Genomic DNA, 16,106 nt, shown 5'->3' on the forward strand with positions numbered 1-16,106 from the left:
GGGACCTTCGACCCCGATCCGACCGGTCCGGTCGGCCGGGCGACGGCGGTCCGCCGCCTCTGACCGGGGCACCCGGTGCGTCCGTAGCGTCGTCGGTGGGAACTCGGCGAGGAGGCCGTGATGAGGACGTGGCAGGTGGGCGACGTGATGACCAGGGACGTCGCGACGGTGGGCGAGGAGACGCCGTACCGGGAGATCGTCGACGTGCTGATCCGCCGGGGCGTCAGCGGGGTGCCGGTGGTGGACGGGTTCCGGCGGGTGCTGGGCGTGGTGTCCGAGGTGGACCTGCTGCACAAGGTCGAGCGCGCCGGACGGCCGGAGGAGCGGCGGGTCTTCGAGGGGCGCCGGCGGCGTACCGCGCGGGAGAAGGCCGCCGGGCTGGTGGCCCGGGACCTGATGACCGCGCCGGCGGTCACCACGGTGCCCGGGGCGTCGCTGCCGGCCGCGGCCCGGCAGTTGGACCGGGAGGCGGTCAAGCGGCTGCCGGTGGTGGACGACCTCGGCCGGCTGGCCGGCATCGTCACCCGCGGCGACCTGCTCCGGGTGCACCTGCGCACCGACGCGGAGATCCGCGAGGACGTGGTGCAGGAGGTGCTGCGCCAGGTGCTGGCGGTGCGGGACGGGTTGGTCACCGTGCAGGTGCGCGACGGGCTGGTCACCCTGGACGGCCGGCTGGACCGGCGTACCGCGGCGGAGCTGGCCGGCCGGCTGGCGGCGCAGGTCGGCGGGGTGGTCCAGGTGGTCAACCGGATCGGGTACGACGTGGACGACACCGCCCTGGTCGAGCTGCCGCCCGGCCCGGCCACCCCGGTCGCCTGAGCCCGCCCGGCGGTCCCGGACCGGCTCAGCGGGCCCGGGCCAGCGCGGCGCCCAGCACGGCGGGCGCCTCGGCGAGGCTCGGCCCGTACCAGGTGAGGTGCCGGCCGGAGACCAGCGCGCACGGGACGCCGGGAAACGCCTCCGGCCCGTCGTCGGCGGTGAACCGGTACGGCTCGTCCGGCAGCACGACCAGCTCGGGCCGCCGTCGGCGCAGTTCGTCCAGGCTCGGTCGGGGGTAGCGCTCGGCGTGGTCGGCGTAGCTGTTGGCCACCCCGAGACGGCCCAGCACGTCCCCGGCGAAGGTGTCCGCGCCCAGCACCACCCACGGCCGGCGCCAGACCGGCACCACCGCCGTGCGTGCCCCGGGCAGGGCGGGCGGCGCGGCCCAGGCCCGGCGGGCGGCGGCCAGCCACGCCGGCTCGCCAGACGCGCCGAGGTCGGCGAGCAGGCCGGCGAGTTCGTCCAGGGCCGCCGGCACCGTACGCGGGTAGGTGACCCGCACGGGCACGCCGGCGGCGGCGAGGGCGTCCGCGTCCTCCCGGCGGTTCTCCTCCACGTTCAGCAGCACCAGGTCGGGCCGCAGCGCCCGGACCCGGTCCAGGTCCGGGTACTTGCTGCCGCCGACCCGGGCCACGTCCAGCCCGGCCGGGTGGGTGCACCAGTCGGTGGCGCCGACCAGCACGCCGGGCAGGGTCACCGCCACCGCCTCGGTGAGCGACGGCACCAACGACACGACCCGCACCCGTACCTCCTCTCCGGCCCGCCGGGTCAGGCCCGGCCGGCCGCGGCGGTCTGCCCGGCCAGGGTGGCCACCGGCACCCCTTCGCGGGCCGCCCACTCGACGGCGTGCCGCACCTCGGCCAGCGGCAACGGCCGCCGATCGGTGACCGTCACCGCCGCGTGCACCGCGTACGCCACGAACGGGTACGACCGGGCCAGACCGGCGAGCGACTCGTGCACCCGGCCGGCCACCGCCACCGCCTGCTCCTCGGTCAACGCCGGCAGGATCAGCAGGTAGTCCTGTTCGGAGAGGCGCACCGCCCGGTCCACCGGCCGCAGCACCGAGGTCAGCGACGCGATCACCGCCTGGGTCTCCCGGGCCACGCTGCGCCGGCCGAAACGCTCCGGGGTGCCCGCCGGCTCCGCCACCCGCACGCCGATCAGGGCGACGGACAGGGTGCCCGAGGCGGTGACCCCGTCGGCGACCGTCCAGCGGCGCATCGCGGGCTCGTCCAACAGCGCCGGCCGGTCCTCGGCCGACGACTCCGCCCCCGGCGCCGCCGGCCGGCGGCGGGCGCGTTCGGCCCGGCCGGCCATCAGCCGCAGCGCCGCCTCGGCCCGGCTCTCCCCGGGCGTGGCGGGCAGCTCCCGTACCCGGTGCAGCACCGCGTCCCAGCCGGCGAGCGCCGCGGCGGGCAGCCGGTCGGCCAGCCGGTCACGCAGCCGCAGCGCCTCGTGCAGCGCCTCGTCCCGGCGGAAGCTCCAACCGCCGTCGAAGAGCCGGCCGGCCTCCAGGGTCGGCGCCGGTTCCACCTCGCCCCGGTCGTACGCCACCAGGGCCGCCCCGAAGCGCGGCGTCAGCGCCACCACGCTCCACTCCCGGGCCAGGTCGTCCGTCCCGTCCAGCGCGACGCCGGTGACGCCGGGTGGCAGGTCGGCCGGGAGCTGCCCGACCATGCCGACGACGGTCACCGCGGCGGTGCCCGCCATCCGGGCGTATCGCGGGCGCGCCCGTTCGAAGTAGGGCGGCTGCTGGAACAGCGCGACGACGAGCAGCGGGCCGTCCTCGGTGGTGGCCAGCGCCGCCTCCTCGATGGCGTGCGAGACGGCGACGAGGCTGCTCTTGGTCGACTGACGTGGGTCCCGTCCACTGTGCGGCACCCGGTGAGCCTAGATAACCGCCGCGGGCGGCGCACCTCCGCCGGTCCCGGGGCGCGGTCCGCACCGGCGCACCGACCAGCATGATCGACGACCTAGACTCGGGCCCGGCCGACCGACCCACGGATGGATCCCGCGATGACGACGAGCACCGGCAGCGACGCCTGGCTGCGTCCCCTCACCGCCGGCCCGGCCCCGACCCGGGCCGGTCAGGTGGTGCACGCCGGGCGCCGGCTGGGCGACCTGGTGACCGGGCGCCCGCCGGGGATCACCGGGCACCAGTGGAGTTCCGCGATCCGGGAGGACTTCGCCCAGGTGGTCTGCGACGCCGGTACCGGGCTGCCGGCGTTCGCGGTGGCCGTCGTGCCGCCGGCGCCGGCCGGGTCGCCGCGGCAGCGGGCCGAGCGCGCGACGAACGCGGTCTGCGCGGCGGTGGGTCTGCCGTTGCTGCGGATCGAGTCGCCGACGCTGCGCCCCGCCGAGCACGGCCGCCGCATCGCCGACTACGTGATCGACGCCCGCCGGTACGCCGCGGTCGTCGACGGCGACGTCGCGGACGCGGACACCGCGCCGGTGGGCTACCGCGACATCGTCGGCCGGCTGCCCGACGGTCGCGAGGGGCACGTCAACGACCTGGGCGCGCTGGCCCGGGTTGCGGCCGTCCAGGCGTACGTCGGCCGGGAGCTGACCGACCCGATCGTGCGGGGCCTGCACGTGCGCTGGCGCGGCGGGCCGGCGGAGGGCTGGAGCTGGGTCGAGGTGCGCCCGGGCCGATGCCTGGTGGAGCGGGTACGCGTCACCGAGCAGCGGTTCTCCTGCGGGGTGGACGCCGCCCGGCTGGCCGAGGACCTGGCGGCCGCCGCCGTGGGCGAGCGGCTGCGCGACCTGACCGGGGTGGACCCCGACCTGACCGGCCGCGACGAGCTGCGTGCCGCGATCGTCGCGCTGCGGGACCGCGGCGACGAACTGGTGAACGGCTTCGCCTTCGCGCACCTCTGCGCCGACTGACCGGGCCCGCTCCGGCGCCGGAAATCCGCTCGCAAATTCCGCGAACTCCGGTTGAACCCTCGCCCGCCGCCCTCCGTACTCCTGCCCGAATGGACGCAGATCTTTCCAGTCGCGCCGACAGGCGCGGCGGCGGTGCGGAAAGGGCATCGTCGGTTATCGACGTGCGGCCGGAACGGCCGTGCACCTCGCCGGGGTGTGCCACACCCCGAATTCGCCTCCTCCGGCGGGGTCACGAGTCAACTACCGGATCGAGAAGGAGAGCAATTCGATGCGCAGGTCCACACGGGCACGCCGGCCATCCGGTAACGCGCGGAACAAGCGGCGACTGCTGGCCGCCGCCGGCACGCTCGCGGTCTTCGGCGGGATCGTCGCTGTCACCCAGATCTCGTCGGCCCATGACCAGCCCGCGAGCACTCGCGCGAAGCCGGTCTCGTGCGTGGCGGCCAGCCCCGGTGCGACCGCGCCGAGCGGTCGGGGCAGCACCACCCGGACCTGGCAGGACGGGCGCTGGGTGCGCAACCACTGGGGCGACGGCCAGATGTCGGCGACCGAGTGCCAGGACACCAAGGCCGGCGGGGGCACCGCCGGCGGTACGCCCACCGTCGCCTGCCCGGACGTCGCCGGGGCGCTGCCGGAGGTGCCGGCCCGGGCCCGCCGGGAGGTCGACCGCAACCTGGCCCTGCTGCGCCAGCAGATCGCGGAGGCGAACCGGCGGCTGGCCGCCGACGGCGGCAACGGTCAGGACTTCATCGTCAACGCCGTCCTGCGGCCGCTGGCGGACAAGCGGCGGGCGACGGTGAACCGCATCGCCACCGCCATCGGCCGGGTCGCCCAGCGCCCGCAGGGCCTGGACCAGCTCGCCGAGTGCGCGCTCGCCGACAGCGGTAACACCGGCGGCAACAACGGCGGCGGTGACACCGGTGGCGGTGACACCGGCGGTGGCAACACCGGTGGTGGTGACACCGGCGGTGGGAACACCGGTGGTGGCAACAACGGCGGTGGCAACACCGGAGGCGGCAACGGCAACGGGCTGGAGGTGCTGGCCAAGGACTGCACCAACAGCCAGCTGCAGCCGCACGACGGCTTCCAGAACGGCAACCGGTGCGTGGGCACCGCCTTCGGTGAGGTCGGCGCCGCGGCGAACAACCCGTCGCTGCTCATCACCGAATTCCCCCAGCAGGTGGGGCAGGGCCAGGCCTTCACCCTGCGGGTGACCACCCGCAACCTGGTCCGGGACCGGTTCCTCGCCGCCGGCCAGGGCGGCTACTACCAGGAGACCTCGCTGCTCAACGACCAGGGGCTGGTGCGGGGCCACTTCCACACCGCCTGTCGGATGCTGCAGAGCGACCGGGAGCCGCCGGCGCCGCAGGACGTGCCGGCGTTCTTCGTGGCGACCGAGGACGGGCGGGGTGGTGCCGAGGCGGACGACGTCGTCATCCAGATCCCCGGTCTGCCCCAGTCCGGCACCGCGCAGTGCGCGGTGTGGGCCGGTGACGGCTCGCACCGCATCCCGATGATGGAGCGGGCGAACCAGACCCCGGCCTTCGACGTAGTGCGCATCGAGGTGAACTGAGCCGACGTACGCGGCCGGGCGCCCGGGGGAAATCTTCCCCGGGCGCCCGGCCGTATCGTCGTGCCGGGACAATTGCGCCCGGCAAAAGGCACACCGCGGTCACCGCTTTCCCAGCGTGACCCCGGCGTGCCCGAAGGTGACCTTGGTGGGAACCTCAGCGGTTCTTGTAGGCCTCGACGACCGAGACCGGGATCCGACCCCGCTCGGAAATCTCGTAGCCGTTCTTCGTGGCCCATTCCCGGATGGCCCGGTTCTGCTCCCGGTCCATTCCGGCGCCGGTGGAGCGGCCGGGGCGGCGGGCTGTCCGGCCAGCGTCGGCCGGGCCGCGGCCGATGCGCCTGCCGGCGGAGATGTACGGGTCCAGGGCCTTGCGCAGAACCCCCGCGTTCTCGTCGGAGACGTCGATGGTGTACGCCACGCCGTCCAGGCTGAACTCGACGGTCCGATCGGCCTTTCCGCCGTCCAGATCGTCGGTCAGAACCGTGATTACCTTCCTTGCCATCGCCAATTACTCCTCGTGTCGGGCGGGGTCTGCCCAAGAGTTTGACGTATGCGCCGGGATAATCGCAACATTACGCGCCAATTCCCATTCGCCCGGTGCCGCCGGTCGAGGGAAAACCGCCGTGGCCAATCGGCGCGACCGGGGCCGCCCATTTGCCGGCGGGGGAGCCCGACGCCGCCCCCCGCCGCCGGAGAGGCGTGTCCTGGATCACATGTCGGAACAACGGGGCACGGTTTGTGACTTGAGCCAGACACGCTCAACTCAACGTGATGGCAGGTGTTCGATGGCAACTCTTCCGGTACTTCCGCTGACCGACGCCGTCCTGCTGCCCGGGATGGTCATCCCGGTGACCCTCGACCCGACCACCCAGGCCGCCGTCGACGCGGCCCGGGCCACCGGCGACAAGAAGCTCCTCGCCGTGCCCCGCCTCGACGGCGAGTACGGACCCGTCGGCGTGATCGCCACCATCGAGCAGGTCGGCCGGCTGCCCAGCGGCGAACCCGCCGCGGTGGTCCGCGGCCTGTCCCGCGCCCGGATCGGCTCCGGCGTGCCCGGACCCGGCGCGGCGCTCTGGGTGGAGGCCACCCGACTCGACGAACCCGCCCCGGCCGGGAAGGCCCGGGAACTCGCCCGCGAGTACCGCGCGCTGATGACCTCGGTCCTCCAGCAGCGCGGCGCGTGGCAGGTCATCGACGCCATGGAGCGGATGACCGACCTCTCCGAGCTGGCCGACTCGGCCGGCTACGCGCCCTGGCTCAGCCTGGCGCAGAAGACCGAGCTGCTCGCCGCCCCGGACGTCACCGCCCGCCTCGAACTGCTGGTCGGCTGGGTGAAGGAGCACCTCGCCGAGCAGGAGGTCACCGAGCAGATCAACACCGACGTCCGCGAGGGACTGGAGAAGTCGCAGCGGGAGTTCCTGCTCCGCCAGCAGCTCGCCGCCATCCGCAAGGAACTCGGCGAGGACGAGCCGGACGGCTCCGCCGACTACCGGTCCCGGGTGGAGTCCGCCGACCTGCCGGAGAAGGTCCGCGAGGCGGCGCTGCGCGAGGTCGGCAAGCTGGAGCGGGCCAGCGACGCCTCACCCGAGGCGGGCTGGATCCGTACCTGGCTGGACACCGTCCTCGAGATGCCGTGGAACACCCGTACCGAGGACAACACCGATCTTGCCGCGGCGCGCGCGGTGCTCGACGCCGACCACGCCGGCCTGGCCGACGTGAAGGACCGCATCCTGGAATACCTGGCGGTGCGCAACCGGCGCGCGGAGCGCAACCTCGGCGTGGTCGGCGGTCGCGGCTCCGGCGCGGTGCTCGCCCTCGCCGGCCCGCCCGGGGTCGGCAAGACCAGCCTCGGCGAGTCGGTCGCCCGGGCGCTCGGCCGCAACTTCGTCCGGGTCTCCCTGGGCGGCGTGCGGGACGAGGCGGAGATCCGCGGCCACCGGCGCACCTACGTCGGCGCGCTGCCCGGCCGGATCGTCCGCGCCCTGCGCGAGGCCGGCTCGATGAACCCGGTCGTGCTCCTCGACGAGGTCGACAAGCTGGCCGTCGGCTACTCCGGTGACCCGGCGGCGGCCCTGCTGGAGGTGCTCGACCCGGCGCAGAACCACACCTTCCGGGACCACTACCTGGAGGTCGACCTCGACCTGTCCGACGTGCTCTTCCTGGCCACCGCCAACGTGGTGGAGACCGTCCCCGGCCCGCTGCTGGACCGGATGGAGCTGGTCACCCTGGACGGCTACACCGAGGACGAGAAGGTGGCCATCGCCCGGGACCACCTGCTGCCCCGGCAGCGGGAGCGGGCCGGGCTGACCGCCGACGAGGTGACCGTCGCCGACGAGGCGCTGGCGCTGATCGCCGGGGAGTACACCCGGGAGGCCGGCGTCCGGCAGCTCGAACGGGCGCTGGCGAAGATCCTGCGCAAGGTCGCCGTGGCGCTGGCCACCGACCCGGCCCCGGTCCGCGTCGACGCCGACAACCTGGCCCGCTACCTGGGCCGGCCGAAGCACACCCCGGAGTCGGCGGAGCGGACGGCGGTGCCCGGCGTGGCCACCGGCCTGGCGGTCACCGGCGCCGGTGGTGACGTGCTCTTCATCGAGGCCACCAGCATGGAGGGCGAGCCGGGGCTGACCCTGACCGGCCAACTCGGCGACGTGATGAAGGAGTCCGCGCACATCGCGCTGTCGTACCTGCGCTCCAACGGGCGGCGGCTCGGGCTCGACCCGAACGCCCTCGCCGGACGGCGGATCCACCTGCACGTACCGGCGGGCGCGGTGCCCAAGGACGGCCCGAGCGCCGGCATCACCATGGTCACCGCCCTGGCGTCGCTGGCCGGCGGCCGGCCGGTACGCCCCGAGTTCGGGATGACCGGCGAGGTGACCCTCTCCGGCCGGGTACTGCCCATCGGCGGGGTGAAGCAGAAGCTGCTCGCCGCGCACCGGGCCGGTCTGACCGAGGTGATCATCCCGAAGCGCAACGAGCCGGACCTCGACGACCTGCCCGCCGAGGTACGCGAGGCGCTGACCGTGCACGCGCTCACCGACGTGGCCGACGTGCTCGCCCTGGCGCTGCGCCCGGCCGACGTCGACGCGGAGTCGCTGGGCGGCACGCCGCTGGCTGCCGCCTGAGACACCCGGACGTTGCCGGGTCGGCCGTTCGGCCGGCCCGGCAACGTCGCTCGACATGATCCGGAGAAGTTTTCGAACACGTGATCCGCGCTTTTGACAAACGATTCACATCTGCCTGGTCCGCCGGAAAGCTGAGCAATTTTTCGCCTCCGCGGACCCATTCGGCGGAAGTCGCGAGAATGATTGCGGTCCACCTGACCGCCGCCATCCCCGCGTTTTAGGCTGCTCCCGGCCGACACCCGCGTATCAGTTCGCGGCCCGGCGCAGCGTGAATGGTTTGTGAAAGGAGATCACATGTTTGTCGATTCGTCACCCGGGGTCGAGCGGCGATCGGGGCCCGGCAGGGCGACCCGGGCGCTCGCCCTGACCGGTGGGGTGGTGCTGGCCGGCCTCCTCGCCGTGGCCGCCCCGGCGCACGCCAAGGCTGCCGCGCCCACCGCCAGCAGTCCCGCCGCCGCTCCGGTCGCCGCCGCTCCGGTCGCCGCCGCTCCGGTCGCGGTCAAGGCGACGACGGCCGTGGCGGCCGCCGCGATCGCGCCGACCATCTCGCCGGCGGCCCGGCGGGTGCGACACGTGTCGAACCCCGCCACCACCTCGTGTCCGTCGGGGAACCTCTGCGCCTTCGTGTGGGACCCCACGAGGGGCAACTGGAAGGTCTTCGACCTGTACTACTGCCACCGCTACTCCCTCTCGTACTGGCAGGGCACCGGTAGTTACAACAACCACCAGTACGGCGGCGTGCGGGTGACCTTCTACGGCCAGAGCGGCAACGTCCTCAAGACCTTCACCAAGACCGGCAAGGGCACCCAGAACTGGAACCCGGTCTGGTCGATCCGCAACTGCTGACCCGATACCGGCCCCGACGCCATCGGCGTCGACCGGCCGTCGGGCGGGACCGCCCGGGATGGCCTGGCACCGCCGGCCCGTGCCCGGCACCCGGGCCGGTCCCGCCCCGCACCCCATCCTCACCCCGCCGATCATGGAGTCGTGGCCGGGAAAATGCGCCCGCCATCGGGGCGTACCGGGCGCCACAATCCCATGGTCGACGGAGCTGGCGGGGGCGGGGTGGAGGTGAAATGTGAAGCCATGGGCCCGCGTATTTGAAGCGAGATGAATTCGGGCTTCGGACGTGCTGTGGCGGCAATCGATAATTGTCGCAAACGCGTCTGGTTGTGGTCGTTGCAACGTCATACGCTGCGCTTATCTGGCTTCGCCGATGGATTCGGCCCGTTGGTGCCGGCAGCGGCGACCGCTTTCCTGAAAGGGGCAGCACGTGTTCATCAATCCATCCCGGGAAAACGCGAATCGAGCAGTCCCCGCCCGCCTGGTCCGCAGCCTCGCCCTGGTCGGCGTGCTCGTGGCGGGCATGCTCACCGTGATCACCCCGGCCTCGGCCGGGGCGAGCGCGCCCGTCGCCAGCACCCCGGTCGCCGCGGCGCCGGTGGCCGCCGCGCCGGTCAGCGCCAAGGCGGCGACCGTCCTGGCCGCCGCGGTCTCGCCGGGCATCTCGCCGGCGGCCAACAACGTGCGGTACGTGTCGAATCCCGCCGCCACCTCGTGCGGCTACGGGGTGTTCTGCGCCTTCGTCCTGGACCCGACCGTGAAGACCGCCAACAAGTGGAAGGTGTTCGACCTCTACTACTGCAAGCGCTACTACCTGTCGTACTGGCAGGGCAACGGCAGCTACAACAACCAGCAGTACGGCGGGGTCTGGGTGACCTTCTACAGCCAGAGCGGCAAGGTCCTCAAGTCCTTCAACGACAAGGGCCCGGGCACCTACAACTGGGACCCGGTCTGGTCGATCCGCAACTGCTGACCTCGCCACGCCCGGCAGCGGTGGCTGCTGAGCGCGCCCGCGGTGCGGCCCCGGTCGATGTCGACCGGGGCCGCACCGCGTCCGGCGTCGAGATGGATCAGCGGCGGTCGCGCCGCTCCCGGGAGTCGAAGCGTCCCCCGTCGCCGTCGCCGTCGCGGTCCCGGCGTACGGTGGCCTTGCGGCCCTTGATGGTGCTGCCGCGCAGCCCCTGGATCACCTCGTCGGCCACGCCCACCGGCACCTCCACCAGCGAGAACCGGTCGGCGATCTCGATCGAGCCGATGTCCCGGCCGCGCACCCCGGTCTCGCCGGTGATCGCCCCCACCAGGTCCTGCGGGCGTACGCCGGCCCGGCGGCCGAGGCCGACGAAGACCTGGACGGTGCCGGTCGCGCGCGGGCGGGCCGGGCCGCGCCGTTCGCCGCGGCCCTCATGGCCGGGCCGGCCCTCCCGGGCCGGCCGGACGGCGACCTGCGGGATCTCCTCCGCCTCGTCGTCCGAACCGGGGAGGGTCGCCTCGTGGGCCAGCTTCACCGCCGCGAGCGCCACCTCCATCAGGTCGAACTCGTCGGTGAGCGACTCCGCGATCACCCGGAACGGCTCCAGGTCGTCCTCCAGCAGCGACTCCCGCAGCGCCGCCTGGGTCAGCGCCAGCCGCCGGGTGCGCAGGTCGGCCACCGTGGGGATCTTGTCGATGAGGATCCGCTGCCCGGTCACCCGCTCGATCGTCTTGAGCATCCGGTGCTCGCGCGGCTCGGCGAGGGTGATCGCCACCCCCTCCCGGCCGGCCCGGCCGACCCGACCGATCCGGTGCACGTACGACTCCGGCGCCGACGGCACGTCGTAGTTGACCACGTGGCTCAGCTGCTCCACGTCCAGCCCGCGGGCCGCCACGTCGGTGGCCACCAGCAGGTCCGCGGTGCCGGAGCGCAGCCGGCCCATCACCCGGTCGCGCTGCTCCTGGCTCATTCCGCCGTGCAGCGCCTCGGCCCGGTAACCCCGGCCGTTCATCGTCTCGGTGAGCCGGTCCACCTCCTCGCGGCTGCGGCAGAAGACGATCGCCGAGGTGGGCGACTCCACGTCCAGCACCCGGCCCAGCGCCGCCGGCTTGTGCGCCCGCGCCACGATGTACGCGCTCTGCCGCACCCGGGGCGCCTCGCCGGCGACCGGCCGCTCCCGTTCGATCTGGATGCGGACCGGGTCGGTCAGGTGCTGGCGGGCCAGCCCGTCGATCCGGGCCGGCATGGTCGCCGAGAAGAGCACCGTCTGCCGCTGCGCCGGCGCGTGCTCCAGGATCGCCTCGATGTCCTCGGCGAAGCCCATGTCCAGCATCTCGTCGGCCTCGTCCAGCACCACCGTGCCCAGGTTGCCCAGCCGCAGCGTGCCCCGGGCGATGTGGTCCAGGGCCCGGCCCGGGGTGGCCACCACCACGTCCACCCCGGCGTCCAGGGAGCGCAACTGCCGGCCGATCGGCTGCCCGCCGTAGATCGGCAGCACCCGGGCGCCGAGGTCCTTGCCGTACCGGTGGAACGCCTCGGACACCTGCACCGCCAGCTCCCGGGTGGGCACCAGCACCAGCGCCAGCGGATCACCGCCCGAGCGGTCCTCCGGCATCCGCTGGAGCAACGGCAGCGCGAACGCGGCGGTCTTGCCCGTACCGGTCGCCGCCTGACCCAGCAGGTCCCGGCCCTCGCGCAGCGGCGGGATCGCCTCCCGCTGGATCGGCGTCGGCTCCTCGTAACCGAGGGCGCTCAGCGCGGCCAGCAGTTCGGCGCGCAGCCCGAGGTCCGCGAAGGCGCTCGCCTCGTCGGGGTCGGAGGGGGTGGGATCGGTCGGCACAGGTGCGGAACTCATGGGGAGAGCTTTTCATCATGCCCACCGGCGTGCTCCGCCGACCGGCACAACCGTCGCCCCCGACACGTCCGGCTCACCTCAGCCGCGTCGCCGGCGTGCCACCAGCGCGGCGACCACCGGGTACCGCCGGGACGGGCCCGGGTGGTCGTGCCGGTGCCGCACCGCGACCAGGACCATCGCCGGCATCATCAGCAGGTGCCCGCCCAGCAGCACCGTTTCCCCGCCGAGCAGGCCGGCGGCGAACGGGACGAGCAGCACCAGGAACGGCAGGTACATGGCGGCCACCATCTCTGCGGTGGCCCGCCGGCCATGGCCCCGGTGCCACATCCACGCCGCCATGGCCACCGCCATGTCGGTGGCCATGCCGAGCGCGGCCACCTCGGGTCGGGCGAGCGGTCCGGCCAGCCCGAGCGCTCCGCCGAGCGCGTGCCGGACGGGGCCGAGCAGCACCATCCCGGCGACCATCGCCAGGGTCATCTCGATCAGGTGCCGCAGCAGCCGGTGCCGGGCGGGCCGCGGGGCGGGAGGGCGGGTGTCAGGGTGCGTCGGCACGTCGGAGGGGTGGGTGCCGGGGTACGTCGTCGCGTCGGTCATGTGTCGATCCTGGGCCGGCCAAGCGCCGGACCCCAGATGCCGATGTCACCGGACGACCGGGCGGGGCGCACGGTTTCCCGATGACATTCCGCACGGGTGACCAGGGCCGGCGCTGCCCTAGGATCGGCGGGCATGACGGTCGACGGGGTGTGGACGGGAGCCGACCGGCGGCTGCGCCGCGCCCGGCAGGTCACCCTCGTCTTCCTGGTCACCAGCGTCTGGGCCAGCCTGCTGCTGCCCGGTGCCGGGCTGACCCGCGAACCGGACCCGACGCGGGTCACGCTGGGCGCGGTGGCCGTGCTCGGCTTCACCGTGGCCCAGACCTCCGTGCTCTACGCGGCGGTCACCCCCGGGTTGTCCCACCGGTGGCGGCGCCGCTTCACGGTGGGGCTGGCCGTGACGGCGGTGCTCAGCGTCCCGCTGGCCGGGCCGGTCGCCGCCGGCACCTGGCCGACCTGGGCCTGGCTGGGCGCCTCGCTGGTCGGCATGGCGCCACTGGTGCTGGCCACCCCCGGCGCGCTGGTCGCCTCGGCGGCCGTGGTCGCGGTCTCCGCCGGGGTGGCCCGGTGGACCGGGGGCTCGCTCACCGACCACCTGATCATTACGGGGCTGGTCGGGGCGGGGGTCGCCACGGTCAACCGGGCGCAGGTCTGGTTCTGGGACCTGCTGGTCGAGGCCCGGCAGGGCGAGCAGGCGCGGGCCCGGCTGGCCGCCGCCGAGGAACGGCTCCGGTTCGCCCGCGACGTGCACGACCTGCTCGGGCATGATCTGACCGTGATCGCGCTCAAGGCGGAGCTGGCCGCCCGGCTCGCGCCGGTCGACGCCGCCCGGGCCGGCCGGGAGGCCGACGAGGTACGCCGGCTCGCCGGCACCGCGCTGCACCGGGTCCGCGAGGCGGTGCACGACTACCGGGCGGTCGACCTGACCGAACAGCTCACCGCGGTGGGGGAGGTGCTGCGCTCCTGCGGGGTGCGCTGCACGGTGCGGTCGCCGGACGGCGAGCTGCCCGCCCGGGCCGCCGCCGACCTGGCCGCGGTGCTGCGCGAGGCCGGGACCAACGTGCTGCGGCACAGCCGGGCCGGGTGGTGTCGGATCGACGTCGAGCGGGAGGACGACATGATCACCATGACGGTACGCAACGACGGGGCGGCGGCCGGCGCACCGGATGAGCACAGCCACGGGCTGCGCGGGCTGGCCGAACGGCTCGCCGCGGGCGGCGGCGGCCTGGCCGCCGGGCGGGACGGCGACGAGTTCGTCCTGCGGGCGCGGGTGCCGGTGACCCCGTGATCCGGGTGCTGCTCGCCGACGACGAGGAACTGATCCGTACCGCCCTCGCGGCCCTGCTCGGTCTCGAGCCGGACCTGACGGTGGTGGCCCAGGCGGCGACCGGGCGGGAGGCGGTGGACGCGGCGCTGGCCCACCGCCCGGACGTCGCGGTCGTCGACCTGGAGATGCCGCCGCCCGGCGGGATCGCACTCGCCGCCGAGCTGGCCCGGGCCCTGCCGGACTGCGCGGTGGTGATCCTCACCGGCCACGGCCGCCCCGGTCACCTGCGCCGGGCGCTCACCGCCGGGGCCCGCGGCTTCCTGCGCAAGGGCGCACCCGGTGGGGCCCTCGCCGACGTGATCCGCCGGGTGCACGGCGGCGGCCGCTACGTCGACCCGGCGCTCGCCGCCGACGCGCTCACCCTGCCCGAGTGCCCACTGACCCCACGGGAGCTGGAGACGCTGCGGCTGGCCGAGTACGGCACGCCGGTCGCGGTGATCGCCCGGCGCACCCGGTTGTCGGCCGGGACCGTCCGCAACTACCTGACCGCCAGCGTCCAGAAGCTCGGCGCGACCGACCGGGCCGAGGCGGTCCGCATCGCCCGCGACGCCGGCTGGTTCTGACCCCCGCGGCGAGCGCGCGACCTTTAACCTGACGGGCGTGCGTACGGTCGAGCTGCTCTGTTCGCCAGGGCTGGAGGAGGCGGTACGGGCGGCGTGGGCCCGGCTGGCCGCCGCCGGGCTGCCCAGCCTGGCCCGCAACGCCCACCCGACCAACCGGCCGCACCTGACCCTGGCGGCGGTGGACGCGTTCCCACCCGGCGCCGAGGAGCGGATCGCCGACCTGTGCGCCGCCGTGCTGCCGCTGCCGGCCCGGCTGGACCGGATCGAGGTGCTCGACGGCAGCGCGCCGCTGGCCTGGCTGGTCCGACCCGGGCCCGAGCTGGTGGCGCTGCACGCGGCCGTCTGGGACGTGCTCGGCGGCCCCGAGCGGGGCAACCCGTGGCACCGGCCGGGGCGCTGGGTGCCGCATCTGAGCCTGGCGCTGCGCTTCCGGGACGCCGACCGGCGCCGGGCCCGGGCGGTGGCCGGGGTGGACCGGCCGCGCGGGGAGTTCGTGGCGGCGCGTAGCTACGACGGGGAGAGCCGGACGGTCCGGCCTTTGTCGGGCGTGCCGCGCTGACCGCAGGCCGCGCCCCGCCGCCCGGGAGGACGACGGGGCGCGGTGTCCGTGATCAGCGGTAGAAGCGCAGGTAGTCGAACTCGGCCGTCACCGGCGGCTCGGCGCCGCCGTGCGCCACCAGCCCGATCTTCGGCGTGGTGTCGGCCGGGAAGGTCCACACCCCGCCCCAGGTCCAGTTCCTGCCGTCGCGGCTGGAGCCGGCCCGGAACTCGTGCTCGCCGTTCGCCGGGTCGACCCGGTGCGCCAGCCGCAGCCAGGTGGTCGTCGCCGGGGTGCCGACGATGTTGCCGCCGTACACCGGTTGGCCGGCGAAGGGCAGCTCGTAGCCGTACTCGACCTGCCGGGTGTTCCAGATGGCGACCTGGCTGAGCCGGGCGAACCGGTCGTCGTCGACGTACGCGACCAGCCCGGCCTGCTGGTAGTTGCGCACGGTCTCCTCGCCCAGGTCGAGCGTCACCTTCGTCTCCACCACGTAGTCCCCGGTGGGCGCGTCGCGCAGCAGCACGCCGGCGGTGTTGCCGGTGCCGGTCAGGTCGGCCGCCTCGACCGGCCAGCGCAGCCGGCCGTCGGCGACGGTGGCGTCCGGGTTGCGCCGGATCCACTGCCAGTCCGGGTCGAGCCCGGCGGAGAACTCGTCGGAGAACTGTGGCAGGGCAGCGCCGACGCGCGGGGGTGCGGCGACCGTGCGGACCGGTTGGTAGAGCCGGGTGGCGCTGACGTTGTCGAACGCCGCCCGCCCGCCGGTGGCGACCAGGGTGAGCGGGCCGGCGGCCGGCCGGTCCAGGGTCAGCGCGACGGTGGCCAACTGGTCGCCGAGGCGGGCGGGGCTCAGCTCGGCGACGAGCTGGCGGCCGCGTACCTCGACGGCGAGGTTGTGCCGGTCGGCGGGGTCGAAGCCGGCCGGCGCGGGTGAGGTGGCCGTCCGGTCGCCCTGCCGGGCGGTCAGCCGGCCGGCGGCGTCGACGGTCACCGTGACCCGCCCGCCGAGGGGGAGGC

Annotated in this window: 14 protein-coding genes and 1 pseudogene; 9 read left to right on the forward strand and 6 right to left on the reverse strand. The window is 74.6% G+C overall.

The features are described from left to right. Positions 1–120 precede the first annotated feature (120 nt). Positions 121–819 (forward strand): CBS domain-containing protein, encoded by a 699-nt coding sequence (locus K7640_RS20950; RefSeq protein WP_222956568.1) that lies wholly within the window; start codon positions 121–123, stop codon positions 817–819. Positions 820–844: 25 nt separating this feature from the next. Here K7640_RS20950 and K7640_RS20955 read toward each other — a convergent pair whose 3' ends face one another. Together K7640_RS20955 and K7640_RS20960 are read right to left on the reverse strand one after the other, a co-directional pair. Beyond that, positions 845–1,561, reverse strand: a complete 717-nt coding sequence (locus K7640_RS20955; protein WP_222956569.1) for a helical backbone metal receptor — start codon at positions 1,559–1,561, stop codon at positions 845–847. 26 nt (positions 1,562–1,587) lie between these two features. Then, entirely contained in the window at positions 1,588–2,700 is a 1,113-nt protein-coding gene (locus tag K7640_RS20960) for a DICT sensory domain-containing protein (protein ID WP_222956570.1), read from the reverse strand. 135 nt (positions 2,701–2,835) lie between these two features. Between K7640_RS20960 and K7640_RS20965 the strand changes: the two genes are divergently transcribed. Continuing rightward, on the forward strand, positions 2,836–3,705 hold the full coding sequence (locus tag K7640_RS20965) for a hypothetical protein (RefSeq protein ID WP_222956571.1): 870 nt from the start codon (positions 2,836–2,838) through the stop codon (positions 3,703–3,705). A gap of 268 nt (positions 3,706–3,973) precedes the next feature. Then, positions 3,974–5,278 (forward strand): hypothetical protein, encoded by a 1,305-nt coding sequence (locus tag K7640_RS20970; RefSeq protein WP_222956572.1) that lies wholly within the window; start codon positions 3,974–3,976, stop codon positions 5,276–5,278. 154 nt (positions 5,279–5,432) lie between these two features. On the opposite strand, the gene K7640_RS20975 is transcribed toward K7640_RS20970, so the two are convergent. After that, entirely contained in the window at positions 5,433–5,780 is a 348-nt protein-coding gene (locus tag K7640_RS20975) for an Lsr2 family protein (RefSeq protein WP_222956573.1), read from the reverse strand. Between the two features lie 283 nt (positions 5,781–6,063). On the opposite strand from K7640_RS20975, the gene lon reads away from it, so the two are divergent. The 3 genes from lon to K7640_RS20990 all read left to right on the forward strand — a co-directional run bounded on the left by lon (position 6,064) and on the right by K7640_RS20990 (position 10,216). Further along, the gene (gene lon / locus K7640_RS20980) at positions 6,064–8,400 is read left to right on the forward strand and encodes an endopeptidase La (protein WP_222956574.1); all 2,337 of its coding nucleotides are present in this window, start codon (positions 6,064–6,066) and stop codon (positions 8,398–8,400) included. A gap of 294 nt (positions 8,401–8,694) precedes the next feature. Beyond that, positions 8,695–9,246, forward strand: coding sequence for a hypothetical protein (locus tag K7640_RS20985; protein ID WP_222956575.1), 552 nt, complete (start codon positions 8,695–8,697; stop codon positions 9,244–9,246). A 427-nt stretch (positions 9,247–9,673) separates the two neighbouring features. Beyond that, positions 9,674–10,216, forward strand: coding sequence for a hypothetical protein (locus K7640_RS20990; RefSeq protein ID WP_222956576.1), 543 nt, complete (start codon positions 9,674–9,676; stop codon positions 10,214–10,216). Positions 10,217–10,313: 97 nt separating this feature from the next. Here the strand turns inward: K7640_RS20990 and K7640_RS20995 are convergent, their stop codons facing one another. Together K7640_RS20995 and K7640_RS21000 are read right to left on the reverse strand one after the other, a co-directional pair. Further along, a complete protein-coding gene (locus K7640_RS20995) occupies positions 10,314–12,068 on the reverse strand; it encodes a DEAD/DEAH box helicase (RefSeq protein WP_222956577.1) in 1,755 nt (584 codons plus the stop codon). Between the two features lie 78 nt (positions 12,069–12,146). Continuing rightward, positions 12,147–12,662: a hypothetical protein gene (locus K7640_RS21000; RefSeq protein ID WP_222956578.1), complete on the reverse strand. Its 516-nt coding sequence runs from the start codon at positions 12,660–12,662 to the stop codon at positions 12,147–12,149. 132 nt (positions 12,663–12,794) lie between these two features. Between K7640_RS21000 and K7640_RS21005 the strand changes: the two genes are divergently transcribed. The 3 genes from K7640_RS21005 to K7640_RS21015 are packed head-to-tail and all read left to right on the forward strand — an operon-like array spanning position 12,795 to position 15,110. Beyond that, positions 12,795–13,949: a sensor histidine kinase gene (locus K7640_RS21005; protein WP_222956579.1), complete on the forward strand. Its 1,155-nt coding sequence runs from the start codon at positions 12,795–12,797 to the stop codon at positions 13,947–13,949. After that, on the forward strand, positions 13,946–14,551 hold the full coding sequence (locus tag K7640_RS21010; RefSeq protein ID WP_222956580.1) for a response regulator: 606 nt from the start codon (positions 13,946–13,948) through the stop codon (positions 14,549–14,551). Before K7640_RS21005 ends, K7640_RS21010 begins: the two co-directional genes overlap by 4 nt. A 37-nt stretch (positions 14,552–14,588) precedes the next feature. Then, a complete protein-coding gene (locus tag K7640_RS21015; RefSeq protein ID WP_222956581.1) occupies positions 14,589–15,110 on the forward strand; it encodes a 2'-5' RNA ligase family protein in 522 nt (173 codons plus the stop codon). 52 nt (positions 15,111–15,162) lie between these two features. On the opposite strand, the pseudogene K7640_RS21020 reads toward K7640_RS21015, so the two are convergent. Next, positions 15,163–16,106, reverse strand: a pseudogene (locus K7640_RS21020) (glycoside hydrolase family 43); the annotation flags it as partial.

The organism is Micromonospora sp. PLK6-60 (assembly GCF_019890675.1).
Classification (GTDB): Bacteria; Actinomycetota; Actinomycetes; order Mycobacteriales; family Micromonosporaceae; genus Micromonospora.